Raw genomic sequence first — 26,395 nt, forward strand, 5'->3', positions numbered from 1 at the left:
CCCATACGGACGTATTACACAGTCGTACTAGACAAGCGTTTAAGACGCTCGTACAGTCCTGCCCATGACGAACTCCACGCACGAAAAGACGAATTGGGCGATCCCGGAGCGTGCGGGCCGCAAGGAATGGACCGCGCTCGCGGTCCTGATGCTGCCGCTGCTCCTGGTCTCGATGGACGTCTCCGTCCTCTACTTCGCGGTCCCCGCGATCAGCGCCGACCTGGAGCCCAGCGGCACCCAGCAGCTGTGGATCTTCGACATCTACGCGTTCGTGCTCGCGGGGCTCCTGATGACGATGGGCTCGCTCGGCGACCGCATCGGCCGCCGCAAGCTGCTCATGTCCGGCGCCCTCGCCTTCGGCGCGGCCTCCCTCACCGCCGCCTACGCGGGCAGCGCCGAACTGCTCATCGCGGCCCGCGCGGTGCTCGGCATCGGCGGCGCGACCCTGATGCCGTCCACGATGGCCCTGGTCCGCACGATGTTCCGCGACGCGGGGCAGCGCGCGAAGGCCATCGGCATCTGGTCCGGCGTGATGGTCGCCGGCATCGCGCTCGGCTCGGTGATGAGCGGCGTCCTCGTCGAGCACTTCTGGTGGGGCTCGGTCTTCCTGGTCAACCTGCCCGCGATGGTGCTGCTCCTGCTCCTCGCGCCGGTCCTCATCCCGGAGTCCAGGGACCCGGAGCCGGGCCGCTTCGACCTGCTGAGCGTCCCTCTGTCCATGGCCGCGGTGCTGCCCGTCGTCTACGGCCTCAAGGAGATCGCCGCCGAGGGCCTCGAACCCGCGTACGTCGCCTCGCTCGCCGCCGGCCTCGTCTTCACCGCCCTCTTCGTGCACCGCCAGCGCACGACAGCGTCACCGCTGATATCCCCGGCGCTGTTCCGTGGCCGTGGGTTCGCCCCGGCCGTCCTGCTGAACCTGGTCGCGTCCCTGGCGATGATGGGCTCGGCGTACTTCACCACGCAGTATCTGCAGTCGGTGCTCGGCAAGAGCGCGCTCGAAGCCGCGCTGTGGGCCCTGTTGCCCTCGGTCCCCATCGGCTTCGCCGCGCCCGTCGCCACGGCCCTCGTGCAGCGCGGGGTGAACCGCGCCTCCGTCGTGGCCACCGGCTTCGTCGTCTCGGCGAGCGGGTTCGGCCTGCTGACCCTGACCGGCACCGACGCGCTGTGGACCGTCCTCGCCTCGGCCGCTCTCCTCGCCTGCGGCGCGGTGATCATCGGATCGCAGCTCACCGACCTGGCCCTCGGCTCGGCCCCGGCGGACAAGGCGGGCTCGGCCTCCTCCCTCCTGGAGACGGGCCAGGAGTTCGGCGGCGCCCTCGGCATGGCACTGCTCGGCTCGATCGGCAACGCGGTCTACCGGAACGACATCCCGGACGCGGCCCCGGCCGAGGCCCGCGAAACTCTGGGCGGCGCGCTCGCGGTGGCCGGCCACCTGCCGGACAAGGCGGCCTCCGCACTGACCGAGGCGGCTCGCGAGGCCTTCACCGGCGGCATGCATGCCGCGGCGATCGCGGGGGCCGCGGTGCTGCTCCTCGCGGCGGCGCTGTCGGCGACGACACTGAGGCAGGTCCGGACAGCCGAAACGCCGGACCGGCTGGAGGATTCCAGCCCGTCCGGCGTTTGAGGACGAACCCGGCGGAGCCGGTGATGACCGGCAACCGAGACGCGGGGCACCTAGTCCGTGAGGTTCACCGCGCGAGCGGACTCCGCACCGATCTCCGCGGCCAGTTCGTTGAGGACCGACTGCGGCACCGAGTCGTCGACGGTGAGCACGGCGAGCGCCTCGCCGCCCACGTCCGCACGGGCGACCTGCATACCGCCGATGTTGATGCCGCCCTCACCGAGGACGCGGCCGACGGTGCCGACGACACCGGGACGGTCCGCGTACCGCAGGACGACCATGTGGTCGGCGAGCGCGAGGTCCACGTCGTACTCGCCGATGGCGACGATCTTCTGGAGGTGCTTGGGGCCGGCAAGCGTGCCGGACACCGAGACCTCTTCGCCGCCGGTCAGCGTGCCGCGCACGGTGACCACGTTGCGGTGGTCCGGGGACTCCGAGCTCGTGGTGAGGCGGACCTCGACGCCGCGCTCCTGGGCGAAGAGAGGCGCGTTCACGTACGACACGGTCTCGTCGACCACGTCCTCGAACACGCCCTTGAGGGCGGAGAGTTCGAGCACCTTCACGTCGTGCTGGGTGATCTCGCCGTACACCTCGACGTCGAGCCGCGCGGCGACCTCGCCGACGAGCGCGGTGAAGATCCGGCCGAGCTTCTCGGCGAGCGGCAGACCGGGACGCACGTCCTCGGCGATGACACCGCCCTGCACGTTCACGGCGTCCGGCACGAGCTCACCGGCGAGGGCCAGGCGCACCGACTTGGCGACGGCGATACCGGCCTTCTCCTGCGCCTCGTCCGTGGAGGCACCGAGGTGCGGGGTGCAGACGACCTGGTCGAACTGGAAGAGCGGGGAGTCCGTGCAGGGCTCCTTCGCGTACACGTCCAGACCGGCGCCCGCGACGCGGCCTTCCTTCAGCGCGGAGTACAGCGCCTCCTCGTCGACGATCCCGCCGCGCGCGGCGTTCACGATGCGGACGGCGGGCTTCACCTTGTGCAGGGCCTCGTCGCCGATCAGACCGACCGTCTCGGGGGTCTTGGGCAGGTGCACGGTGATGAAGTCGGAGACCTCGAGCAGCTCGTCGAGGGAAAGGACCTTGACGCCCATCTGCGCGGCGCGCGCGGGCTGTACGTAGGGGTCGTAGGCGACGACCTTCATGCCGAAGGCGCTCATGCGCTGCGCGACGAGCGCGCCGATGCGGCCGAGGCCGACGACACCGAGGGTCTTCTCGGCGAGCTCGACGCCCGTGTACTTGGAGCGCTTCCACTCGCCGGCCTTCAGGGCCTGGCTGCCCTGGGGGATGTTGCGGGCGGTGGCGATGAGCAGGCCACAGGCGAGCTCGGCGGCGGTGACGATGTTCGAGGTGGGGGCGTTCACCACCATGACGCCGGCCTTGGTGGCGGCGGACACGTCCACGTTGTCCAGGCCCACGCCCGCGCGGGCGACGACCTTCAGCTTCTTGGCGGCCGCGATCGCCTCGGCGTCGACCTTGGTCGCGGAGCGGACCAGAATGGCGTCGACGTCGGCGATGGCGGGCAGCAACTCGGCGCGGTCCGCTCCGTTGCACTGACGGATCTCGAAGTCCGGGCCCAAGGCGTCGACAGTTGCGGGCGACAGCTCTTCAGCGATGAGTACGACCGGTTTGGCGGTGGCAGCAGTGCTCACGTGAGTCCTCACAAGTCCAATGCGGACGGCCGTCCCGACGGCCGCATGCGGTGTCGCTTAGCCGCGTGGAAGACGCGCGACGCTGTGGGCCCGACGCGAAAGTTGAAAGCAGTCTAGTGGCGTCCTGACGGGTGTCTTACGCCTCGGTGGAAGGATCACCCGTCCGTGGCTGGACGGGGTGGACAACGAGATCGTCCGCTGTCCCTCCGGGGATGGACAAGAGGGCCGGGACTGCGGTCCCGGCCCTCACGCCCTGCGGCTCACGCCTCTTCGTTCACCCACGACATGAGCTTGCGGAGCTCCTTGCCGGTGGTCTCCAGGAGGTGGTTCTCGTCCTGGGTCTTGTACTCGTTGTACTTCTTCAGACCGCCGTGGTACTCGTCCATCCACTGCTTGGCGAAGGTGCCGTCCTGGATCTCGGCGAGGACCTTCTTCATCTCGGCCTTGGTGGCGTCCGTGATGATCCGCGGGCCGGTGACGTAGTCGCCCCACTCGGCGGTCTCGGAGATCGACCAGCGCATCTTCTCCAGGCCGCCCTCGTACATGAGGTCCACGATGAGCTTGAGCTCGTGCAGGCACTCGAAGTACGCGATCTCCGGCTGGTAGCCGGCCTCGGTCAGCGTCTCGAAGCCCGCCTTGACCAGCGCCGCGGTGCCACCGCAGAGCACGGCCTGCTCGCCGAACAGGTCGGTCTCGGTCTCCTCGGTGAAGGTCGTCTTGATGACGCCCGCACGCGTGCCGCCGATGCCCTTGGCGTACGAGAGAGCCAGCGCGAAGCCCTTGCCGGTCGCGTCCTGCTCGACGGCCGCGATACACGGAACGCCGCGGCCCTCCTCGTACTGGCGGCGGACCAGGTGGCCCGGGCCCTTGGGGGCGACCATGCAGACGTCGACGCCCTCGGGGGCCTTGATGAAGCCGAAGCGGATGTTCAGGCCGTGACCGAAGAACAGCGCGTCGCCGTCCTTGAGGTTGTCCTTGATGGACTCCTCGTAGACCTGGGCCTGGATCGGGTCCGGGACCAGGATCATGATGACGTCGGCCTCGGCGGCGGCCTCCGAGGGAGTCACCACGCGCAGGCCCTGCTCCTCGGCCTTGGCCTTGGACTTGGAGCCCTCGTGCAGACCGACGCGGACGTCGACACCCGAGTCACGGAGCGACAGCGCGTGGGCGTGGCCCTGGCTGCCGTATCCGATGACCGCGACCTTGCGGCCCTGGATGATGGACAGGTCGGCGTCGTCGTCGTAGAACAGCTCGGCCACTGGAAATCTCCTATGTGTGCGGTGTTGCGACCCACCGTACGGCGGGCGGGGGAAGAAAGTTTTCAGGTCTCGCCATACGGGCGCGACCGACGGCTCGGTCCGGCTTGGTCAGGCCGAGCGGTCGAGCGCCCGGAGGCTGCGGTCCGTGATGGAGCGGGAGCCGCGGCCGATGGCGATGGTGCCGGACTGGACGAGCTCCTTGATGCCGAAGGGTTCCAGCATCTTGAGCATCGCCTCCAGCTTGTCGCTGGAGCCTGTGGCCTCGATGGTGACCGCCTCGGGCGAGACGTCCACGGTCTTGGCGCGGAACAGCTGGACGATCTCGACGATCTGCGAGCGCGTCTCGTTGTCGGCGCGGACCTTGGCCAGGACCAGTTCGCGGCCCACGGCGGCGGCCGGCTCCAGTTCGACGATCTTCAGGACGTTGACGAGCTTGTTGAGCTGTTTGGTGACCTGTTCGAGCGGCAGGTCCTCGACGTTCACGACGATGGTGATGCGTGAGATGTCGGGGTGCTCGGTGACGCCCACGGCCAGGGAGTCGATGTTGAAGCCGCGGCGGGAGAACAGGGCGGTGATCCGGGCGAGGACACCGGGCTTGTTCTCGACCAGGACGGAGAGCGTGTGCTTGGTGGACATGACTCGTGGTCTCTCTTTCGCTCTCGGTCTCAGTCGTCTTCGTTGTCGCCGAAGTCGGGGCGGACCCCGCGGGCGGCCATGACTTCGTCGTTCGAGGTGCCGGCGGCGACCATCGGCCACACCTGGGCGTCCTCGTGGACGATGAAGTCGACCACGACGGGGCGGTCGTTGATGGCGTTGGCCTCGGCGATGACCTTGTCGAGGTCCTCGGGGCGCTCGCAGCGCAGCGCCACGCAGCCCATGGCCTCCGACAGCTTCACGAAGTCCGGGACGCGGGTGCCCTTGTTGGGGCCGATGTCCTCGGGACCGCTGTGCAGCACGGTGTTGGAGTAGCGCTGGTTGTAGAACAGCGTCTGCCACTGGCGGACCATGCCGAGGGCGCCGTTGTTGATGATGGCGACCTTGATCGGGATGTTGTTCAGGGCGCAGGTGGTCAGTTCCTGATTGGTCATCTGGAAGCAGCCGTCGCCGTCGATCGCCCAGACCGTGCGGTCGGGCTGACCGGCCTTGGCGCCCATGGCGGCCGGGACCGCGTACCCCATCGTTCCCGCGCCGCCGGAGTTGAGCCAGGTGGCGGGCTTCTCGTACTCGATGAAGTGGGCGGCCCACATCTGGTGCTGGCCGACGCCCGCGGCGAAGATCGTGCCCTCCGGGGCGAGCTGCCCGACGCGCTCGATGACGTGCTGCGGGGAGAGCGAACCGTCGTCGGGCTGGGTGTAGCCGAGGGGGTAGGTGTCGCGCCAGCGGTTGAGGTCGGCCCACCATGCGGTGTAGTCGCCGCGCTCGCCCGCGGTGTGCTCGGCCTGGACCGCCTGGATCAGGTCCGCGATGACCTCGCGGGCGTCTCCGACGATCGGCACGTCGGCGGCGCGGTTCTTGCCGATCTCGGCCGGGTCGATGTCGGCGTGGACGATCTTCGCGAAGGGCGCGAAGCTGTCCAGCTTGCCGGTGACGCGGTCGTCGAAGCGGGCTCCGAGGGCGACGATCAGGTCGGCCTTCTGCAACGCGGTGACGGCGGTGACCGCTCCGTGCATGCCCGGCATTCCCACGTGCAGCTCGTGACTGTCGGGGAATGCGCCGAGCGCCATCAGTGTGGTGGTGACGGGCGCTCCGGTGAGTTCTGCGAGGACCTTCAGCTCGGCGGTGGCGTGGGCCTTGATGACGCCGCCGCCGACGTAGAGGACGGGCCGCTTCGCGGCGGTGATCAGCTTCGCGGCCTCGCGGATCTGCTTGGCGTGCGGCTTGGTCACCGGGCGGTAGCCGGGCAGGTCCTGGGTGGGCGGCCACTGGAAGGTGGTCTGCGCCTGGAGTGCGTCCTTGGCAATGTCGACCAGGACGGGGCCCGGGCGGCCGGTGGAGGCGATGTGGAAGGCCTCCGCGATCGTCGCCGGGATGTCCTCGGCCTTGGTGACCAGGAAGTTGTGCTTGGTGATCGGCATCGTGATGCCGACGATGTCCGCTTCCTGGAAGGCGTCCGTGCCGATCGCCTTGGAGGCCACCTGGCCGGTGATCGCGACCATGGGCACCGAGTCCATGTGGGCGTCGGCGATCGGCGTGACGAGGTTGGTCGCACCGGGGCCGCTGGTCGCCATGCAGACGCCGACCTTGCCGGTGGCCTGCGCGTATCCGGTGGCCGCGTGTCCCGCGCCCTGCTCGTGGCGGACCAGGACGTGACGGACGCGGGTGGAGTCCATCATCGGGTCGTACGCGGGAAGGATGGCACCGCCGGGAATGCCGAATACCGTGTCGGCCCCGACTTCCTCGAGAGAACGAATGAGGGACTGCGCACCCGTGACGTGCTCGACGGGGGCGGACGGCTGTCCTGAGGATCGGGGCCGCGGCTGCGGATGGTGGGCCCCGGTGGCCTGCTCGGTCATCGGCATTCTCTTCTCGAAGCTGAGGGTTTTTGCGGGGTTTTTGCGGTGATTTGGCAGGTGCCTGTGCAACAAAAAACCCCTCGTGCCGTGAGGCAAGCGAGGGGAGCGCGTCGGAGCGGTTGCGGGATTCCGGTCGTCGGACCGGTGAGTCCCAGCTTCAGCCGACGCGCTTTCCAAGTACGAGAATTCGGGTGCGCATGGCATTGACCCTCTCCCCGGCGCACTGTGCCTGTCAAGTAGGTGGGACGGGGGTCTCATTATGTGAGCGGAGGAAAGACTCGACACCTCCCCCGAATCCCACCGGAGGAGCGCCCGCGAGAACGGGCTCCACGGGCCCGAGCGGCACCGGATACTCGCCGAGCGAAAGCGCGCGGCGCAGGCGGTACTCGTCGAGCGGCCCGGAGAACGCCATGCCCTGTCCGTGCGTGCAGCCCATCGCGCGCAGGGCGATGACCTGCTCCGGCCGGTCGACGCCGTCGGCCACCGAGCGCAGCCCCAGATCGGTGGCGATGCGCAGCAGACCGGCGGTGATCTTGTGCAGCCGCGCGGACTCGACGACGCCCTCGACCAGACTCCGGTCCAGTTTCAGTACGTCGACGGGCAGCCGCCGCAGTGCGGTGATGGCCGCATAGCCGCTGCCGAAGCCGTCCAGGGCGATGCGCACGCCGAGCCTGCGCAGCGCGGTGAGGCGGCGCTCCAGATCGTCGAGCGGGACGCGGGGGTCACTGTCGGCCAGCTCGATGATGAGCGCCCCGGAGGGCAGGCCGTACCGCGTCAGGAGTGCCTCGATGGAGCCGAGCGGCATGGAGCGGTCCAGGAGGCGCCTCGCGCCGATCCGGACGGCCACGGGCGTCGCGTGCCCCCTGCGGCCCCGCTCCGCGGCCTGCTGGACGGCTTCCTCCATCATCCAGCGGCCCAGCTCGGCCGTGCGGGCGCTCTCCTGGGCGTCCGAGGCGTCGGCCACGCGCAGGAACTCGGCGGGCGTGAAGAGGATGCCCTGCGCCGAGCGCCAGCGCGCCTGGGCGGCCACGGACGTGATGCGCCCGTCGTCCAGGGAGACCACCGGCTGGTGGAGCAGGGCGAACTCGCCGTCGTGCAGCGCGGTGCGCAGCCGTGACGCCAGCTCGGCCTTGCGGACGACGTCGGCCTGCATCTGCGGGGCGTACAGCTCTACGCGGCCTTTGCCCGCGGCTTTGGCGCGGTACATCGCGAGGTCGGCGTTGCGCAGCAACTCGCCTGCTCCGATGCCCGGTTCGGCGAAGGCCACGCCGATGGACGCCGCCACGCGGACGTCGTTGCCGCCGATCGCGTAGGGCTGGGAGAGGGCGATTCTGAGACGGTCGGCGAGTTCGTAGATGTGCTGCTCGCGTGCGGCCTGGTCGCGGGTGCCGTCACCCACGATCAGCGCGGCGAATTCGTCGCCGCCAAGCCGGGCCGCGCAATCCCCGGACCTGACGGCCTCCTGAAGGCGGCGGGCCGCCTGGATCAGCAGCTCGTCCCCCGCTTGATGGCCGATGGTGTCGTTGACCGCCTTGAAGCCGTCCAGGTCGATGAAGAGCACGGCCGTGCCCCGGTCGGTGACTCTGCGGCCGGTGAGCGCCTGACCGACCCTGCGGGTGAACAGGGCGCGGTTGGGCAGGTCGGTGAGCGGGTCGTGCTCGGCGTTGTGCTGTAACTGAGCCTGGAGGCGGACCCGTTCGGTGACGTCACGGCTGTTGAAGATGAGGCCGCCCTGGTGGCGGTTGACCGTGGACTCCACGTTCAGCCAGTCGCCGTCGCCGGACTTGAAGCGGCACTCGATGCGGGTCGTGGGCTCTTCGACGGGGTTCGCGGTGAGGAATCTGCGGACCTCGTGCACCACGCGGCCCAGGTCCTCGGGGTGCATGAGCGAGGCCAGTTCGGATCCCATGAGGTCTTCGGCATCGCGGCCGTAGACCCCGGAGGCGGCCGGGCTCACGTAGTGGAGTATGCCGTTCGGAGCGGCGATCATGATCACGTCGCTCGAACCCTGCACCAGGGAGCGGAAGTGGTTCTCCTTCTGGGCCAGTTCCTGGGTGAGGGTGATGTTGTCCAGGAGCATGATGCCCTGGCGCACCACGAGGGCGAGCACGACCGTGCCCGCGGTGAAGAGCACGACTTCGTCCACGCTGCGGCCGCTGAGCACGTTGTAGAGAATCCCCAGCGTGCAGACGGCGGCGGCCAGATACGGCGTGAGCGCGGCGATGGATCCGGCGATCGGCCGGGTGGGTGCGGCCCGCACGCCCTTGGGGGCGCCGTCCCCCTCCTCGCGCCGGGGCTGCGCGTCGTCCGGGTGCTTGTGCCAGGGCACGGCCCAGGGGGCGTACGCCAGGAGCAGTGATCCGGCGAACCAGCCCGCGTCCAGCATCTGCCCCGAGCGGTAACTGGCGTGCAGCAGCGGTGAGGTGAACATCGCGTCGCACATGACGGTCAGCGCGAGGGCGCCGATCGCCGTGTTCACCGCCGTGCGATTGGCGGAGGACCGTCTGAAGTGCAGGGCGAGCACCATGCTGACCAGCGCGATGTCGAGGAGCGGATAGGCGAGCGAGAGCGCGGCGTGCGCGACGCTCTGGCCCTCGAACTGTGCCGTGTGCGCGAGCGCCAGGCTCCAGGAGAGCGTGAGCAGCGAGCCGCCGATGAGCCAGGCGTCGAGCGCCAGGCAGACCCAACCGGCCTTGGTCACCGGGCGCTTGGCGAGCACGAGGAGGCCGATGATGGCGGGCGGCGCGAAGCAGAGGAAGAACAGGTCGGCGAGGCCCGGACTGGGCACCGGCTGCTCGAGAACGACTTCGTACCAGCCCCATACGCCGTTGCCCAGGGCCGCCATCGCGGAGGAGAGCGCGAAGAGCAGCCAGGCGGGTCGAAAGCGGCTGCGACGGGTGCGGGAGTAGCGGAAGCAGGAGACCGCGGCCGCCGCGGCGGCGATGCTCAGACCGAAGTCGCCCATGATCAGGGCGGCCCGGGTCGAACCCCAGCCGAGGGCGGCTCCGGTGGCATATCCGCCGCAGACGACGAGGAGCGCGATCTGCGAGGCCAGGCTCACTCCGCCGCCGGGGGCGGGGCGCCGGGACATGGGTGCTCCGGGGTGCATCGGTGCCGCCAGACCGCCGCCGCCCTCCACGGCGGTGGCGGGTGACGGACGGGTGCTCACCGGGCCGCCCTGGTCCGAACCACCCCTGCACCCGTCAGCCTCCCGTGACGGGTCGGCCCCGGGATTGCGTGTGCGTGACCATCGCGCGTCCGGCTGCGGGCCGGCGCCCGTGAGGGTCGCCGTCGGCAGCCTGGCTGCGTCGGTTCGTTCGCCCATTGGCCGTACATCGCCCGTCGCCCCCCTAGCGTCTGATGCCTCTTCCCCGGCGCCGAAAGGGTCCACGGCGCATCCCCTGTCGGGACGATACACCAGTCTCGTCACTCAGGGACATAGGTTCTGTACGCTCCGTAACGGCAGACGGTGATGCGGACACACGGCGCGCACGCGCGAGTGCGCAGCGTGCTCGAACGATCCCTGGCCGATTGCGGCTTCGTGCGCTACCCGGTCGTCAGGACCCCGTCGTCAGTACGACGTTCCCGAGGGGTTCCCCGGCGGCGTAACGGGTCAACTGCGCGGCGAGCAGGCGTTTGGCGCGCGGCAGGAAGGCGGACGTCGATCCGCCCACGTGCGGGCTGATGAGCACTCCAGGAGCGTGCCACAGGGGATGACCTGCGGGCAGCGGTTCCGGCTCGGTGACATCGAGGGCAGCGGTGATCCGGCCGTTCTCCAGTTCGGCCAGAAGCGCCTTGGTGTCGACGACGGGGCCGCGCGCGACGTTCACCAGCAGGGCGCCGTCCTTCATGCGGGCCAGGAAGTCGGCGTTCACCAGGCCACGCGTGGTGTCCGTGAGGGGCGTGGAGAGGATGACCACATCGGCGCCGGGCAGCAGCGCCGGCAATTCGGCGAGCGGGTGCACGGGGCCGCGCTCCGTGGCACGGGCGGAGCGCGCGACGCGCGCCACCCGCGCGCACTCGAAGGGGACAAGCCGGTCCTCGATGGCGGAACCGATCGATCCGTAGCCCACGATCAGCACGGACTTGTCGGCGAGCGCCGGATAGAACCCGGACCGCCACTCCTCCTGCCGCTGCCCTTCCACGAACCGCGGGATGCCGCGCAGGGACGCGAGGACCAGGGCAAGCGCCAGCTCGGCGGTGCTGGCCTCGTGCACCCCCTTGGCGTTGCACAACTGCACGCCGGGCGCGAGGTACTTGAGCCCGGACTGCACGTGGTCGATGCCCGCGGTGAGGGTCTGTACGGCGCGTACGGACGTCATGCCGGGCAGCGGTCGTACGGAGGTCTGCGCGCCCTTCATGTACGGCACCACGTAGAACACGCAGTCGGCCGGGTCCGCGGGGAATTCCGGGCCACCGTCCCAGTGGCGGTAGTTGAGCCCGGCACCGGCTGCCGGGGGCAGGCCTTCGATCTCGTCCGCGGCATAGGGGAGCCATACGTCTGTCGTCATGGTCAGGAGGCTAATGCGCGGAGGCCGAACGCCACGCGAGGGGCGGCAGAGGTTACGTTGGGGGCCGCTCTGACATGAAGCGGGAGGGCACGGCCAGGTGGACCGCAGGACGATCGGCGCGGCAGCGCTCGGGGTGGGTGCGGTCGGGCTCGGCTGCATGCCCATGAGCTGGGCGTACACCGGCTCGCGGCAGCGGGGCGAGGAGTCGCTGCGCACCGTGCACGCCGCGCTCGACGCGGGCTCGACGCTGCTCGACACGGCGGACATGTACGGGCCTTTCACCAACGAGCTGCTCGTGGGGCGGGCGCTGAAGGAGCGGCGGTCCGAGGCCTTCGTGTCCACCAAGTGCGGGCTCCTGGTGGGCGAGCAGCACATCGTCGCCAACGGCCGCCCCGCCTATGTGAAGCGGGCCTGCGACGCCTCGCTGCGGCGGCTCCAGACCGAGACGATCGACCTGTACCAGCTGCACCGCGCCGATCCCGAGGTGCCCGTCGAGGAGACCTGGGGCGCGATGGCCGAGCTCGTCGCCGCGGGGAAGGTGCGGGCGCTCGGGCTGTGCGCGGTGGGGGCCCGTGCCTCGCGGCGCGAGGGCAGGGGGCTGCACGAGGGGACGGTGCGGCAGCTGGAGCGGGTCCAGCAGGTCTTTCCGGTCAGTGCGGTGGAGGCCGAGTTGTCGGTGTGGTCGCGGGAGGCCCTGGAGACGCTGCTGCCGTGGTGTGCGGCGCGCGGGGTCGGCTTTCTGGCGGCGATGCCGCTGGGGAACGGTTTCCTCACCGGGACGCTGACGCCGGGGCAGGGCTTCGAGCCGGACGACGTGCGGGCCCGGCATCCCCGTTTCACCGCCGAGATGATGGCCGCCAACCAGCCGCTCGTCGTGGGCCTGCGCCGGGTGGCCGAGCGGCACGGGGCGACCGTGGCGCAGGTGGCGCTCGCGTGGGTGCTCGCGCAGGGCCGTGACGTGGTGCCGATCCCCGGGGCCAAGCGGGAGCGCTGGGCGGTGCAGAACGCGGGGGCGGCGTCGGTGCGGCTGACCGGGGCGGATCTGGCGGAGATCGAGGCGCTGCCGTCGGCCCTCGGCTCGTGGGACTGACGTTCGCGCGTCGGTGACGCCGGGTGGGGAACCTGTGGGGACCGAGCGGTGTATGAACAGTAGAAGCGCTGCGTCGAAGGGAACCTGATCGTGCAACGACCCGCTGTAACAGCCGCATTGGCTGCCGCCGCCCTCGTACTCACGGCCGGTTGTTCGTCCGGTGGCTCGGACACGCCGGACAACGGAAAGAGCGCCGAGTCGAGCCCCGCGCCGTCGGGCACCTCCACGGGGAAGCCGCGCGCCGGCGACGCCCCTGCGGAGAAGGGCTCGGCGAAGGTCACGAAGACCCTGACCGAGAACCTGAAGTCACCGTGGGGCCTCGCACCGCTCCCGGACGGCGACCTGCTGGTGTCCTCGCGCGACGAGGGGACCATCACCCGCGTCGACGGCAAGACGGGCAAGAAGACCGCACTGGGCTCGGTCCCCGGCGTCTCCCCCGCCGGCGAGGGCGGCCTGATGGGCCTGGCGCTCTCCCCTTCGTACGCCTCGGACCACATGGTCTACGCGTACTTCACCACCGAGTCGGACAACCGCATCGCCCGCATGCTGTACGACGAGAAGAAGCCGGCCGGCCAGCAGTTGGGCGCACCCGACACGGTCTTCAAGGGCATCCCCAAGGGTTCCATCCACAATGGCGGCCGGATCGCGTTCGGCCCGGACAAGATGCTGTACGCGGGCACGGGCGAGACGGGTGACACGGGCCTGGCCCAGGACAAGAAGTCGCTCGGCGGCAAGATCCTGCGCCTGACCCCGGACGGCGACCCGGCCCCCGGCAATCCCTTCGACGACTCCCCCGTCTACTCGTACGGCCACCGCAACGTGCAAGGCCTGGCCTGGGACGAGGAGAAGCGGCTCTGGGCGGCGGAATTCGGCCAGGACACCTGGGACGAACTGAACGAGATCAAGGCCGGCGACAACTACGGCTGGCCGGAGGTGGAGGGCAAGGGCCACGAGGACGGCTTCCACGACCCGGTGGCCCAGTGGAAGACCTCGGAGGCCTCGCCCAGCGGCATCGCCTACGCGGAGGGCTCGGTGTGGATGGCGGGCCTGCGCGGCGAGCGTCTGTGGCGCATTCCGGTGCGCGGCGTGGACGGCACTGCGGAGCCCCAGTCGTTCTTGAAGGAGCAGCACGGCCGTTTGCGTACGGTCGTCGCGGCGGGCGGCGACAAGCTGTGGCTGGTGACGAGCGAGACGGACTCCCGCGGCACCCCGGAAAAGGGGGACGACAAGATCCTTGAGGTGACGGTGAAGTAGGGCGGAGGGGCTACTTCCCGGGCAACCGCTCGGGCCCCGCGTCCGCCCCGGGATCGGGCTTTTGCTCCGCGGCGTCCGCCCCGGGCGCGGGCTTCTCCTCCGCGGCGTCCGGCTCGGCTTCCGGCTTCGCCCGCTGTTCCGGCTTCGCCTGCTGCGGCACCCGCACGACCACCTTGCCGGAAGTGAGGTCTATCGGGCCGCGGCCGGGGTCGCCGTCGGCCACGTCGACCCGGCTCAGTTCGAGCCGCTTCTGCTCGTCGTCCGTGTGTTTGCGGCCCGGCTGGAAAAGCTCGATCGGGTTGAACACTGCGCCTCCTGGCGGCCGAGTTCCTCTCATCCAGCGTAAGCGAGAGCCCGCGAAAGCCACCGGGGGTGAAAAAGCGCAGGTCAGCCGGTGGGCCGGGCGCGCTCGGCAGGGAAGAGGCGCAGGCGGTGGGCCAGGGCCGCCGCCTCGCCCCGCCCGGCGACGCCCAGCTTGGCGAGGATGTTGGAGACGTGGACGCTCGCCGTCTTCGGGGAGATGAAGAGCTCCTCGGCGATCTGGCGGTTGCTGCGGCCCGCGGCGACGCGGCGGAGCACGTCCCGCTCCCGGCTGGTGAGGCCGAGCGCCTCGGCGGGATCGACGGGGGTGAGGTGGGCGCCCCCGGTGCCACCGGAGCCCCCGGTGTCGCCGGTGCCGCCGCTGCCCCCGGTGTTCAGGGAGAGGCGGGCCCGGCGGGCGAGCTCCGTGACGGCTTCGGCGAGCGGCCGGGCACCCAGGCGCCCGGCACTCTCGCCTGCCTGGCGCAGCAGCCCGGCGGCGCGCTCACGATCCGCTTCGGCGCCCGTTCCCGCGGCGGTCGCGAGGAGGGATTCGGCCAGGCGCAGGCGGGTGCGGGCGAGGTCGTAGGGGCGGTCGAGGGGTTCGAAGGCGGTGACAGCGGCGGACCAGTCGGCGGGGGTGTCGCGGTCCTCGGCGCGCAGCAGTTCGGCGCGTACCCACTTCTCGTGGGCGCCCCAGACCGGCACGGACGACGGGAGGCTCCTGGCGGCTCGCCGGATGCTGTCGATGACCTCGGGCCTGCCGGGTTCAGCGGCGGGCAGGCCGCGCGCGTCGGCTTCGGAGGTCGCGGCGGTGCGCAGCAGGGGCCAGGTGTAGCGCTGGGTGCCGGGCGGGAAGCCCTTGGCCAGGGCCTGTTCGAGTTCGGCGCGCGCGGCTGCGACACCGGCCGCGCGGTCGGGGTCGGCCGCCGCGATGCCGAGGGCGGCGGTGATCATGGGCAGGGTGTACTGCGGCATGAGGTCGTGCGTGCCGTGGTAGCCGTGGGCCGCGGTCAGCCGGGCGGCGGCTTCGGCCCGGTCGCCACGGCCGAGGGCGACTGCGGCGAGCTGCACGGCCGCGTTGCCCCGCGTCTTGACGCTCAGCGCGCCGCGGCGGGCCGCCTCGGAGGCGTCGACCGCCTCGTCCCACCGGCCGAGGGACACCAGGGTCTCCGCCTTGTTGACCTGGATCCAGCTCTCGGTGTCCGTGAGCCCGTACTTGCGACAGAGTGCCAGGCCCTGGTCGCTGACCTGCAAGGACTCCAGGGAGCGGCCCGCGCCTTCGAGCGCGGAGGGCAGGTTGACGTGGATGTGCGGGATACGGGAGACCAGGCCGGGCGGCGCCACGCACCGGTCCCTGACCGCGTACATCTCCGCGAATCCGTGCTCGACGTCGCCCGCGTCGACCAGGAGGCCGCCGAGGATGAGCCGGGCGTTGAGTTCGGTCTCCTCGGCCTTGACCATCCGGGCGTACTCGACGGCGCGCTGGGCGGCGGCCAGCGTCTCCTCGCCGGGATTGTGGAGCATGCCCCAGGAGGCGACGTTGGTGAGCACCTCGGCGTGCACCTCGGACGGCGGGAGGCCGCGGACCAGTTCCTGCGCGGTGGCGATCTCCGCCCAGCCGTCACCGCGGGCGAGCGACGAGATCAGCCGGGAGCGCTGGAGCCAGAACCAGGCGGCGCGCAGCGGGTCGTGTCCGTCCTCCAGCTCGCGCAGCGCACGCTTGGTGATCTTCAGGGCGCGCTCGCGCTCACCGCAGAGGCGTCCGGCGACGGCGGCCTCCGCCATGAGGTCGAGGTAGTTCAGCGGGGCTTCTTCGTGGCCGCAGGGGGGATAGACCTCGGCGTAGTCGAGGGGGCGCAGTTCGAGGCGTACGTCTTCGGGGGCGCCGTCCCACAGCTCCATGGCCCGTTCGAGGAGACGCAGTTGCTCGGAGTACGCGTAACGGCGGCGGGCCTCGACGGATGCCCGCAGGACTGCGGGGAGCGCCTTCGCCGCGTCGTGCGCGTGGTACCAGTAACTGGCGAGGCGGGTGGCGCGCTGGTCGTCGGGGACCAGGGAGGGATCGGCTTCGAGGACCGTGGCGAAGCGGCGGCTGATCCGGGAGCGTTCGCCGGGCAGCAGGTCGTCGCCGACGGCTTCGCGCACCAGGGAGTGCCGGAAGCGGTAGCCGTCGCCGTCGGGTGACGGCAGCAGGATGTTGGCGCCGACGGCAGCCCGCAGCGCCTCGATCAGGTGGTCCTCCGCGAGCCCGGCGACCGCGGCGAGCAGCGGGTACTCCACGGTCGAGCCGCCCTCGGCGACGATCTTGGCCACCCGCTGGCTGTCCTCGGGCAGCTCCTCGACGCGTACGAGGAGCAGATCGCGCAGGGAATCGGTGAGGCTCGCGCAGCTGCCGCCGTGCGAGGCGACCGCGAGTTCCTCGACGAAGAAGGCGTTGCCGTCCGAGCGCTCGAAGACGTCGTCCACCAGGGACTGCGCGGGCTCGGCGCTGAGGATCCCGGCCATCTGGCGGGCGACCTCGCCCTTGCTGAAGCGGGCGAGTTCGATGCGGCGCACGGTGCGCAGGCGGTCGAGTTCGGCGATGAGCGGGCGCAGCGGGTGGCGGCGGTGGATGTCGTCGGCGCGGTAGGTGGCGACGACGACGAGATGGCCGCTGCGCAGGGTGCGGAAGAGGTAGGAGAGGAGGTGGCGGGTCGAGGCGTCGGCCCAGTGCAGGTCCTCCAGGGCGACGATCACCGGGCGGTCGCGGGCGAGCCGCTCCAGGAGGCGGACGGTCAGCTCGAAGAGCCGGGCCATGCCTTCCTCGTCGTGCTGGGCGTCGGTGCCCCGGCGGCGCTGCGGTGCCTCGCCCAGTTCGGGCAGGAGCCGGGCGAGCTCGCCCTCCTGGTCGGCGACGGCCGCGTCCACCTCTTCGGGGAGCTGGCGGCGCAGGGAGCGCAGGGCGCTGGAGAAGGGGGCGAAGGGCAGGCCTTCCGCGCCGATCTCGACGCAGCCGCCGAGCGCGACGACGGCGCCCCCGGCGCGGGCCGCCGCGGTGAACTCCTCGATGAGGCGTGTCTTGCCGACGCCCGCCTCGCCGCCGAGCAGCAACGCCTGCGGCTCGCCCGTGCCGGGGGCGCTTCCCCTGGCACGGGCGAGTGCGTCGTTCAGTACGCCCAGTTCGTCGGATCGGCCGACGAACACGGGGCTTACGGACCTGGTCTCCACAGCGGTGAGCATCGCACAGGGTGCGGGCCCGGTGGCAGCGGATATCCCGGTCGCCCCCGCGGACGCCGCCGTTCCCATCAGGCGGCCCGGGTGAAGCGGAGCTTCCGCTGGGCCGTACTCACCCGCCCTCCGGTTTCGTGGCGGGCCGTACGGCGCTCGCGGCGGGCCGCCTTGGCCTCCCTGGCCTCCCGCAGGAGGCGGCGGCGGTCGGCCTCACGGGCGAGTTCGGCGGCGCGCAGCTGGTGCATTTCGTACTCGAACATGAGAACTCCCTGGCTTTAGCCCTGCGGCTGTTGGCTTCGGAATCCGGCTCCGGAATCCGGCTTCGCCGTCCGTGATCCGCTGTTCGCGGCTCCCGTCCTGCGATGCCTCTACTTTCGTCCGCCAGGAGGGGTCGGCACATCGGGAGAGTGCCGCATCTTGAGGGGGTGGGGGGCCTTAGGCGGGCGGCAGGGTGCCTTAGCTCCTGCCGCCCGCCTAAGGCCCCTTACGTACAAAAGCGCCGGCAGGACTGGAGATCCAGTCCCGCCGGCGCTCTGAGTACTTACGGCGCGTACCCCGCCTGCCGTCAACTCGCGGACGGCAGCCCGTAGATCAGGTCCGAGTACTTGGCGATGGCGAGCAGCAGGCCGATGACGCCCAGGGCGACACCCGCCCAGGCCACCGACTTGATCCACGAGGCCTGCACCTGGTCGGGCGCGCCGAACGCGGGCCGGACCAGGACGATGAACCCGACGACCAGCGCGGCGAGCGCGAAGGCGCCCGCGATCAGCGCCGTGACCTGCCAGGAGTCGCCGTACATGGCCTGGATCTGGTCGGCGACGCTCGCCGACTGCTTGGTCTCCAGCTGTCCGACGATGTTCGCGCGGGCCGAGGCGACCGTGCCGAGCCAGCCGCCGGAGAGGCCGATCACACCGAGGGCGGCGGAGACGACGGCCGCGGCGCCCTGGAACACGCCGCCGGACTTGGCCGGAGCGACCTCTTCGACGACGACGAGCTCATCGGCGTCGTCGTCGGCGGCGGCGTCGGCGTCGGCATCGGCGTGGCCGGCCGGGACGGCGTCCTTGGCATCGGTGGTCTTCTCCGCCGTGACGGCCTTCGCCCCGGTGCCGTCCGTGGTGTCCGCGGCCTCCGGCTCTGCGGGCTTCGCGGCCGCCTTGGCCGCGGCTTCGTCCTCTGTCTTAGTTCCCATGCTCCGCACCGTACGGACGGAGTCTGAGAAGTTTCTTAACGCGAAGCTCCGCCGTGCGCCGGGCCCCCGAAGCCCGCCTCCGCACGGGCCTCGCGCGCCTTGCGCCACTGTGGCGCGAGCACCGACCACACCTCCATGTCGTGCCGCACGCCCTGCCAGGGAAAGCTCTCCCGCAGCACTCCGTCCCTGGTCATCCCGAGCCGCTCGGCGACCGCGATGCTGCGGTCGTTGGCCGACGAAGCCATCCACTCCACGCGGTGCATGCCGCGCTGGTCCACCGCCCAGTCGATGAGTATCCGGCTCGCCCTGGTGATCAGACCGCGCCCGGCGGCGGAAGGCTCGAGCCAGACACCGAGCTCACAGCTCTCGGTGGCCGTGTCGAAGATCCGGAAGAAGATGCCGCCGACGAGCACGTCCCCCAGCCAGATGCCGCAGAGGCGTCCCGTGTCGGCGGCCTGCCGGTCGGCGTACGCCTGGAGGCGCTCACGGGCCGATTCGAGGTCCGTCACCAGCGTGGTCAGGGGCACCCAGGGGCCCGTGTACTCCCGCGCCCGCTCGATGTGCGCGAGGAACTCCTGCGCCTGCCACGGCTCGATGGGCCGCAGCTCAGCGTCCTCGCCCAGCGATGTCGCGAACATCCCGCTCCTTCAGTCCGTCCGTATCCCCTTGTCCCGGGATCCTCGCACCCGCGACGGTCTGGCTCGAACGACTTTCCGGCGGCTCGATGCTGATGCGCGGCAGCAGGCGGTCCAGGCCGCGCGGGAGCCACCAGTTGGCGCCGCCCAGCATGTGCATCAGGGCGGGCACCAAGAGCGTGCGCAGGACGAACGCGTCGAGCGCGACCGCGGCGGCGAGACCGATGCCGAACATCGCGATGACCCGGTCGCCGCTCAGGACGAAGGCGAGGAAGACCGAGATCATGATGACGGCCGCGGAGTTGATCACCCGGCTCGTCTCGGCGAGTCCGACGCGGACGGCCCGCCGGTTGTCGCCGGTCTCCAGCCACTCCTCGTACATCCGGCTGACCAGGAAGACCTGGTAGTCCATGGAGAGCCCGAAGAGGACGGACACCATGATCACGGGCAGGAAGGGCTCGATCGGGCCCGCCGAGCCGAGGCCGAGCAGCTCGCTCCCCCAGCCCCACTGGAAGATCGCGACGACGACCCCGAAGGCCGATGCCACCGCCGCCACATTCATCGCGGCGGCCTTCAGCGGGATGCCGACGGACCGGAAGGCGAGCAGGAGCAGCACGCAGCCGAGACCGATGATCACGCCCACGAAGAGCGGCAGCTTGCCGACGATGATCTCCGCGAAGTCGTCGTAGCTCGCCGTGACGCCGCCGACCCGCAGGTCGAGCGAGGTGTCGGCCTGGGCCCTTGGCAGCACGTCGTCGCGCAGCCGGTCGACGAGCTCGCTGGTCCGCTCGGACTGGGGGGACGAGGCCGGTACGACGGTGATACGGGCGGTCGTGCCCTCGGCGTCGTACGTCACGGGGCTGACGGAGGCGACGCCCTTGGTCGACTCCAGCGCGGGGGCGAGGTTGGTCAGTGCGAGCCGGTCGCCCGCTCCTTCGACGGGGGTGACGAGGGTGAGCGGCCCGTTCACGCCGGGCCCGAAGCCGTCCGCGAGCAGGTCGTACGCCTGCCTGGTGGTGGCGGAGGAGGGGTTGTTGCCCTGGTCGGACGTGCCCAGGTGCAGGGAGAGCGTGGGCAGGGCGAGCACCGCCATCACGACGACGGCGACACCGCCGAGGAGCTTCGGGTGCCGCTCGACGAACGCGGACCAGCGTGCGGCGAGCCCGGTGGGCACCTCCGGGGCCGGGCCGTGCTCGGCGAGCGCGCGCCGTTCGCGGCGGCTGAGCGCGCGCGGGCCGATCCAGGACAGGAGTGCGGGGAGCAGGGTCACCGACGCGGCGACCGTGAGGAGCACGGTCAGCGATCCGGCGATCGCCACGCCGTTGAGGAAGCCGAGCCGCAGGATGAGCATGCCGAGCAGCGCGATGCACACGGTGGCGCCCGCGAAGACGACCGCGCGCCCGGTGGTGGCGACCGCGCGTTCCGCGGCGACGGCCACCGGGAGGCCCTGCTTGAGGCCCTTGCGGTGTCTGGTCACGATGAACAGGGCGTAGTCGATGCCGACGCCGAGCCCGATCAGGGTGCCCAGCATCGGCGCGAAGTCCGCGACGGTCATGAGGTGCCCGAGGAGCACGATGCCCGCGTAGGCCGTGCCGACCGACACCAGGGCCGTGGCGATGGGCAGCATCGACGCGGCGAGCGAGCCGAAGGCGAGGAAGAGCACGACGGCGGCCACGGCGACCCCGACGATCTCGGCGGTCTTCGCGCTCTTGGACTCGGTGAGGCCGACGGCGCCGCCGCCGAGCTCGACGTCCAGGCTGTCGGATGCCGCGGCCTTCGCGGTGTCGACGAGGGCCCGTGCGTCCGCCGCGTCGATGGCGTCGGCCTGCTCGTGGAAGGTGACGGTCGCGTACGCGATGCGGGCGTCGTCGCTGATCTGTGCGGCGCCGCCCTGTGCGTACGGGCTGCTGACGGAGGCCACCGCGGGCATGCCCTGGATCCGGTCGAGGGCGTCGGTCATCGTCTGCTCGACGTCGGCCGCGCGCACCGTCGTGCCCGCCTCGGTCCGCCAGACGACGGTGTTGCTGTCGCCGCCGAGGCCTTCGAAGCCCTCGTCCAGGAGCTGGGTGGCGCGGCCCGATTCGGTGCCCGGCACGTCGTAGTCGTTCGAGTACGCGGATCCGGTGACGGCCGCGGCGCTCGCGGTGCCGCCGAGGGCGACCAGCCAGAGCAGTACTGCCAGAAGGCGGTGTTTCACACACCACCGTGCGAGTGCTGCCACTGACCGGCTCCCTGATGTGGTTCGTGGATCTTTATCGGGAACAGTCTTGAATGCACTGAACAACCCGCAAAGAACGCTTGAGCGACGACATATGCGCCAGAAGTACTGTGGCAGCACCTGGAGATCGTTGGTCCCGTTCGTGGCTTTCCTCACAAGTTCACAAAAGGGTGTGCGAGGTCCCGTCGGAACCTCGCACACCCTCAGAACCGGGGCTTCAGCCCGACACGCTCGCGCGTCCGTTCTCTATGTGCCCCATCAGGCGGCGCCGGAAAGCAGGTTCGCCCGCCGCCGTCACCTGAACGTCGTACCAGCCGTGCTCGTCGTCCGTGTGCCAGGCGATCGTGCGGCTGCTGCCCGCCTTGACGCGGACGGTCCTCGTGCGCTTTCTGACGTCGTGCTTGTCCACGTATCCGAGCGGCGCGACCGTGAAGACGAGCTCTTTGCGACCCCGATTGGCCAGCGTCACGTGGATCTCGCAGCGGGTGATGGCGGAGGCGAGCTGCGCCTTGCCGTCCTTGGCGCCCGCGAACTCGCGCCGGAAGCCGTTCGGCCCCGTGATCGTGAAGTCGTACGTGTCCTTGGCCACCGGGACGGTCCAGGAGCCCTCGCGGACGACGTCCTGGTGCTGGGGCGCCTTGAACTCGTCGGCGTACGGATAGAGCGCGAAGTGCGCGCTGGAGCGGCCGCCGTTGCGCAGCCGCACCGCGAGGGCGCCGTCCTCGCCCGGCTTCACGTACGCGTCGGGCTGGTAGGGCAGCGGCCGCGCGCGGCGGGTGCCGGGCTCCTGGACCGGCATGGACTGCTTCAGGGGCGGCTGCGGGGCCCAGCGGCCGCTGAACTCCGGGATGGGTCCTGGCTGCTCGACCTCGGGCTGCCGGTGGCCGCGCTTGAAGTCGAAGGCGCCGGTGAGGTCGCCGGTGACCTTGCGGCGCCAGGCGCTGATGTTGGGTTCGCGGACACCGGTCCACTTCTCCAGGAAGCGCACGACGGAGGTGTGGTCGAAGACTTCGGAGGTGACGTAGCCGCCGACGGTCCAGGGCGAGACGACGAGCATGGGGACGCGCACGCCGAGGCCGGTCGGCTTGCCCTCCCAGCGCTCCTCCTGCTCCTCGGCGCTGTCGCCGCCGGGGACGGGCGGCGGCACGTGGTCGAAGAAGCCGTCGTTCTCGTCGTAGTTGATGAAGACGGCGGTGCGGCGCCAGACCTCGGGGTGCGAGGCGAGGGCGTCCAGGACCTTGTAGACGATGGTCGCGCTGTGGATGGGCGAGGAGACGCTGGGGTGCTCGGAGTCCAGGGCGGACGGCACCAGATAGCTGACCCTGGCCAGCTTGCCGCCCGCGACGTCCTTGGCGAACTCCTCGGCGAGCTTGCCGGTGGGCACGCGCCGCAGACCGCGCTCGAAGAGGGACTTCTCCGCCTTGGTGAGGGTCGCGACGCCCTCCTCCAGGGTGGCGAGCAGCTTCGCGCGCTCGGCCTCGTCCTTGGCGTCGCGCACCTTGGCGTAGAAGGCCTCCATGTAGGTCAGGCCGGTCTTGGCGAGGACCTTGCGGGCGATGGCCTTGAAGGTGGTGAAGAACTCGATCTGGTTGTCGGTGAAGTTCTCCCACTCCGTGTACGTCTGCCAGCTCACGCCCGCCTTCTCCAGGCGCTCGGCGTACGTTCCCCAGTCGTATCCGGGGTGCGTGCCCTCGGCGTACGCGTCGTTGCCGACGGCCCGCTTGCCGTTCGCCTCGTAGCCCGTCTTGCCGCTCCACAGGTGGTTGCGGTTGGGGCTGGTGGAGGTGTGGATGGACGAGTGGTAGGCGTCGCAGACGGTGAAGGTGTCGGCGAGTTCGTAGTGCAGGGGGATGTCGTCGCGGGTGTAGTACGCCATCGTGGCGGCGGTCTTGGCGGTGATCCAGCCGTCCGACCAGCCGTCGTGCCAGGCCTTGGCGCCGCCGCTCCAGGAGTGGTCGAGGGCGCCGATGTACTGCAGGTCCTTCTTCTGTGCGGCAGCGGCCTCGCGGACGGGGAAGGGCAGGACGGTGCCGAGGCCGGCCGGCTGCTCGAACACGGACTTCCCGCCGGGGATGCGGACGGCGTTGCGGTCGCCGAAGCCGCGTACGCCGCGCAGGGCGCCGAAGTAGTGGTCGAAGGACCGGTTCTCCTGCATCAGGATGACGACGTGCTCGATCGAGTCGAGTCCGCCACTGCCGGGTTTGTGCCGGTCCTGTGCCAGTGCCTGCTGAAGCGACGGCGGCAGGAAGGATCCGACGGCGGCGGCACCGAGTGCGCCTCCACCGACTGCCATCAGCCGCCTGCGTGATATCTCCGGGGACACGTACGACCTCCAGTCGACGGCCAATGGTTCTCTGCTGATCCATTAGCCTGCTCGGCCGGGACGGTAGTGAAGTCTGGTTTCCCTGTGAAGACTTGGGGACAAAGTCGGCGTGAACGGATGGACCCGGCGGACAATGCCGGGCTGCCGGGCGGGTGCGGGCGGACTGCCGGGCGGGTGCCGCCGGGTTCAAAGGCCGACGAGCAGGCCCGCCCAGAGGGCCGCCGTGGACGCCGCGAGCGTGGCGGGCACGGTCAGGACGCCGAGCACGGTGAACGTCCGCAGGTCGGCGTCGGTGCCGTGGTCGTGCAGGATGCGGCGCCACAGCAGGGTGGCGAGCGAGCCGACGTACGTGAGGTTCGGGCCGATGTTGACGCCGATAAGGGCGGCGAGGACCGGGCCGGGCCCGGCGGGCGCGACGGCGGGCAGCAGGGCCAGGATCGCCGGCAGGTTGTTGATGAGGTTGGCGAGCACAGCGGCGAGGCCCGCGATCGCGAGCAGCGCGGGCAGCGAGGCGCCGTCCGGCAGGAGCCACTCGATCCCGGAGCCGAGGCCGTTGTCGACGACCGCCTTGACGACGATGCCGAGCGCGAGCACGAACAGACAGAACAGCGGGCTCGCGGAACGGACGATTCCGACGGCGGTCGTACGTTTCTTCAGCAGGGCACGGACCGCGAGCACCGCCGCTCCCGCAAGAGCTGCCCACAGGGGTTCGGCACCCGCGAACGAGGTGACGACGAACCCGGCGAGCGTGAGCCCGAGGACGGCCAGGGTGAAGACCGGCACGGGGGTCGGCTCGGTCTCCTTGGGTTCGAGGGCGCCCGCGTCCAGATCGGCGGCGAAGTACCGCCGGAAGGCGGCGTACTCGATGCCGATGGCGACCAGCCACGGCACCGCCATGAGCAGCGCGAACCGCGTGAAGGTGAGGCCGCTGGCGGTGAGCGCGAGGAGGTTGGTGAGGTTGGAGACGGGCAGCAGGAGCGACGCCGAGTTGGCCAGGTGGGCGGTGGCGTAGACGTGCGGGCGCGGCCGTGCGCCTACGCGGGCCGCGGTGGCGAAGACGACCGGGGTGAGCAGGACGACGGTGGCGTCGAGGCTGAGCACGGCGGTGATCGCCGCGGCAACGCCGAAGACCCCGCCGAGCAGCGCCTTGGTCCGCCCGCCGCAGATCCGGGCGACGAGGTCCCCGGCGGCGGCGAAGAGCCCGTCGTCCGCGCAGAGTTGCGCGAGCACGAGCACGGCGGCGAGGAACCCGACCACGGGAAGCAGGCTCTGCACCTCGGCGAGCGCGTGCTCCGGCGAGACGGCCCCGAGCCCCACGACAAGCCCGGCGGCGGGCAACGCGGCAGCGGCCTCCGGCCACTTCTTGGGCCGTATGACGGCGAACGCGAGCACGGCGAGAAGCAGACCGACGGAGAGGACCTCGGCGGTGACGGTGTTCAGGGGGACGCTCCGTGGCCCGGGTGGGGCGGTGGTTCGGCGGGGGAAACAGCGCCGCCCACCCACCCGATGACGCGGGGCAATCGGGTGGGTGGGCGGGAAAATCCGCCGCGAAGCGGCGTTGAACCCGTACGGTCCGTAGAGGTCAGCCCTCCACGCCCAGCTTCTCCAGGATCAGTTCCTTGACGCGGGCCGCGTCGGCCTGGCCCCGGGTGGCCTTCATGACCGCGCCGACCAGCGCACCGGCCGCCGCGACCTTGCCGCTGCGGATCTTGTCCGCGATGGCGGGGTTGCCGTCGATTGCTTCCTCCACGGCAGTGGACAGCGCGCCCTCGTCCGAGACGACCTTCAGGCCGCGCTTCTCGACGACCTCGTCCGGCGTGCCCTCGCCCGCGAGGACACCCTCGAAGACCTGGCGCGCCAGCTTGTCGTTCAGGTCGCCCTTGGCGACGAGCTCCGCGACCCGGGCGACCTGCACCGGGGTGACCGGCAGTTCGTCGAGGGCCTTGCCCGTCTCGTTGGCGTTGCGGGCCATCTCGCCCATCCACCACTTGCGCGCGGCGGCCGAGTCGGCGCCCGCCTCGATGGTGGCGACGATCGGGTCGACCGCACCGGCGTTCAGGATCGACTGCATGTCGTGCTCCGAGACGCCCCACTCCTCACGGAGCCGGTTGCGCCGCACGCGCGGCATCTCGGGGAGACCGGCACGCAGCTCCTCGACCCAGGTACGGGCCGGGGCCACGGGGACCAGGTCGGGCTCCGGGAAGTACCGGTAGTCCTCGGCGTTGTCCTTGATGCGCCCCGACGTCGTGGAGCCGTCCTCCTCGTGGAAGTGACGGGTCTCCTGGACGATCGTGCCGCCCGAGTTCAGCACCGCGGCATGGCGCTGGATCTCGAAGCGCGCCGCACGCTCCACGGAACGGAGCGAGTTGACGTTCTTCGTCTCCGAGCGCGTACCGAACTCCTCGCGCCCGTGCGGACGCAGGGAGAGGTTCACGTCGCAGCGCATCTGGCCCTTGTCCATCCGCGCCTCGGACACGGCGAGCGCCTTGATGACCTCGCGCAGCTCGGCGACGTACGCCTTGGCGACCTCGGGAGCCCGCTCGCCCGCGCCCTCGATGGGCTTGGTGACGATCTCGATGAGCGGGATGCCCGCGCGGTTGTAGTCCAGGAG

The 26,395-nt window shown here is 70.8% G+C and carries 18 protein-coding genes; 3 read left to right on the forward strand and 15 right to left on the reverse strand.

Annotated elements, in window-relative coordinates; genetic code table 11:
* The first annotated feature begins 64 nt into the window (after nt 1-64).
* Entirely contained in the window at nt 65-1,624 is a 1,560-nt protein-coding gene (locus tag ACQKIP_RS13730) for an MFS transporter (protein WP_365865764.1), read from the forward strand.
* 50 nt (nt 1,625-1,674) lie between these two features.
* Here the strand turns inward: ACQKIP_RS13730 and serA are convergent, their stop codons facing one another.
* The 6 genes from serA to ACQKIP_RS13760 all read right to left on the reverse strand — a co-directional run bounded on the left by serA (nt 1,675) and on the right by ACQKIP_RS13760 (nt 11,562).
* Nucleotides 1,675-3,279, reverse strand: a complete 1,605-nt coding sequence (gene serA / locus ACQKIP_RS13735; protein ID WP_365865762.1) for a phosphoglycerate dehydrogenase — start codon at nt 3,277-3,279, stop codon at nt 1,675-1,677.
* 260 nt (nt 3,280-3,539) lie between these two features.
* Nucleotides 3,540-4,538 (reverse strand): ketol-acid reductoisomerase, encoded by a 999-nt coding sequence (ilvC, locus tag ACQKIP_RS13740; RefSeq protein ID WP_365865760.1) that lies wholly within the window; start codon nt 4,536-4,538, stop codon nt 3,540-3,542.
* Between the two features lie 108 nt (nt 4,539-4,646).
* Nucleotides 4,647-5,174, reverse strand: a complete 528-nt coding sequence (ilvN, locus tag ACQKIP_RS13745) for an acetolactate synthase small subunit (protein ID WP_361196562.1) — start codon at nt 5,172-5,174, stop codon at nt 4,647-4,649.
* Between the two features lie 29 nt (nt 5,175-5,203).
* A complete protein-coding gene (locus tag ACQKIP_RS13750) occupies nt 5,204-7,051 on the reverse strand; it encodes an acetolactate synthase large subunit (RefSeq protein ID WP_365865757.1) in 1,848 nt (615 codons plus the stop codon).
* A gap of 232 nt (nt 7,052-7,283) precedes the next feature.
* Nucleotides 7,284-10,220 carry a putative bifunctional diguanylate cyclase/phosphodiesterase gene (locus tag ACQKIP_RS13755; protein ID WP_427743044.1) on the reverse strand — a complete coding sequence of 979 codons (2,937 nt, stop codon included), beginning with the start codon at nt 10,218-10,220 and terminating at the stop codon, nt 7,284-7,286.
* Between the two features lie 388 nt (nt 10,221-10,608).
* Entirely contained in the window at nt 10,609-11,562 is a 954-nt protein-coding gene (locus ACQKIP_RS13760; protein WP_365865755.1) for a 2-hydroxyacid dehydrogenase, read from the reverse strand.
* Between the two features lie 97 nt (nt 11,563-11,659).
* On the opposite strand from ACQKIP_RS13760, the gene ACQKIP_RS13765 reads away from it, so the two are divergent.
* Together ACQKIP_RS13765 and ACQKIP_RS13770 are read left to right on the forward strand one after the other, a co-directional pair.
* Nucleotides 11,660-12,652: an aldo/keto reductase gene (locus ACQKIP_RS13765; protein ID WP_365865753.1), complete on the forward strand. Its 993-nt coding sequence runs from the start codon at nt 11,660-11,662 to the stop codon at nt 12,650-12,652.
* A 90-nt stretch (nt 12,653-12,742) separates the two neighbouring features.
* Complete coding sequence (locus tag ACQKIP_RS13770) at nt 12,743-13,906, forward strand: PQQ-dependent sugar dehydrogenase (RefSeq protein WP_365865751.1); 1,164 nt, start codon at nt 12,743-12,745, stop codon at nt 13,904-13,906.
* 10 nt (nt 13,907-13,916) lie between these two features.
* On the opposite strand, the gene ACQKIP_RS13775 is transcribed toward ACQKIP_RS13770, so the two are convergent.
* The 9 genes from ACQKIP_RS13775 to ACQKIP_RS13815 all read right to left on the reverse strand — a co-directional run.
* A complete protein-coding gene (locus ACQKIP_RS13775; protein ID WP_365865749.1) occupies nt 13,917-14,213 on the reverse strand; it encodes a DUF6191 domain-containing protein in 297 nt (98 codons plus the stop codon).
* A gap of 80 nt (nt 14,214-14,293) precedes the next feature.
* Nucleotides 14,294-17,428, reverse strand: a complete 3,135-nt coding sequence (locus ACQKIP_RS13780) for a helix-turn-helix transcriptional regulator (protein ID WP_365865747.1) — start codon at nt 17,426-17,428, stop codon at nt 14,294-14,296.
* A 65-nt stretch (nt 17,429-17,493) separates the two neighbouring features.
* The gene (locus ACQKIP_RS13785) at nt 17,494-17,679 is read right to left on the reverse strand and encodes a hypothetical protein (RefSeq protein ID WP_365865745.1); all 186 of its coding nucleotides are present in this window, start codon (nt 17,677-17,679) and stop codon (nt 17,494-17,496) included.
* Between the two features lie 305 nt (nt 17,680-17,984).
* Nucleotides 17,985-18,608, reverse strand: coding sequence for a hypothetical protein (locus tag ACQKIP_RS13790; protein ID WP_365865743.1), 624 nt, complete (start codon nt 18,606-18,608; stop codon nt 17,985-17,987).
* A 35-nt stretch (nt 18,609-18,643) separates the two neighbouring features.
* Nucleotides 18,644-19,246, reverse strand: a complete 603-nt coding sequence (locus tag ACQKIP_RS13795; protein ID WP_365865741.1) for a GNAT family N-acetyltransferase — start codon at nt 19,244-19,246, stop codon at nt 18,644-18,646.
* Nucleotides 19,215-21,464 (reverse strand): MMPL family transporter, encoded by a 2,250-nt coding sequence (locus ACQKIP_RS13800; protein WP_365865739.1) that lies wholly within the window; start codon nt 21,462-21,464, stop codon nt 19,215-19,217. Before ACQKIP_RS13800 ends, ACQKIP_RS13795 begins: the two co-directional genes overlap by 32 nt.
* Before the next feature lie 214 nt (nt 21,465-21,678).
* Entirely contained in the window at nt 21,679-23,784 is a 2,106-nt protein-coding gene (locus ACQKIP_RS13805; RefSeq protein WP_365865737.1) for a phosphocholine-specific phospholipase C, read from the reverse strand.
* Nucleotides 23,785-23,970: 186 nt separating this feature from the next.
* Nucleotides 23,971-25,224 (reverse strand): SLC13 family permease, encoded by a 1,254-nt coding sequence (locus ACQKIP_RS13810; protein ID WP_365865839.1) that lies wholly within the window; start codon nt 25,222-25,224, stop codon nt 23,971-23,973.
* A gap of 142 nt (nt 25,225-25,366) precedes the next feature.
* A partial coding sequence (locus ACQKIP_RS13815) for an Asp-tRNA(Asn)/Glu-tRNA(Gln) amidotransferase subunit GatB (RefSeq protein ID WP_427743049.1) occupies nt 25,367-26,395 on the reverse strand: 1,029 nt, incomplete at its 5' end.

Source organism: Streptomyces sp. NPDC059900 (genome assembly GCF_050270335.1).
GTDB lineage: Bacteria > Actinomycetota > Actinomycetes > Streptomycetales > Streptomycetaceae > Streptomyces.

Coding starts and splice junctions, on each gene's coding strand:
- ACQKIP_RS13730 (WP_365865764.1), top strand. CDS start 65: ATGACGAACTCCACGCACGAAAAGACGAATTGGGCGATCCCGGAGCGT.
- ilvN (WP_361196562.1), bottom strand. CDS start 5,174: ATGTCCACCAAGCACACGCTCTCCGTCCTGGTCGAGAACAAGCCCGGT.
- ACQKIP_RS13750 (WP_365865757.1), bottom strand. CDS start 7,051: ATGACCGAGCAGGCCACCGGGGCCCACCATCCGCAGCCGCGGCCCCGA.
- ACQKIP_RS13760 (WP_365865755.1), bottom strand. CDS start 11,562: ATGACGACAGACGTATGGCTCCCCTATGCCGCGGACGAGATCGAAGGC.
- ACQKIP_RS13780 (WP_365865747.1), bottom strand. CDS start 17,428: ATGCTCACCGCTGTGGAGACCAGGTCCGTAAGCCCCGTGTTCGTCGGC.
- ACQKIP_RS13785 (WP_365865745.1), bottom strand. CDS start 17,679: ATGTTCGAGTACGAAATGCACCAGCTGCGCGCCGCCGAACTCGCCCGT.
- ACQKIP_RS13790 (WP_365865743.1), bottom strand. CDS start 18,608: ATGGGAACTAAGACAGAGGACGAAGCCGCGGCCAAGGCGGCCGCGAAG.
- ACQKIP_RS13795 (WP_365865741.1), bottom strand. CDS start 19,246: ATGTTCGCGACATCGCTGGGCGAGGACGCTGAGCTGCGGCCCATCGAG.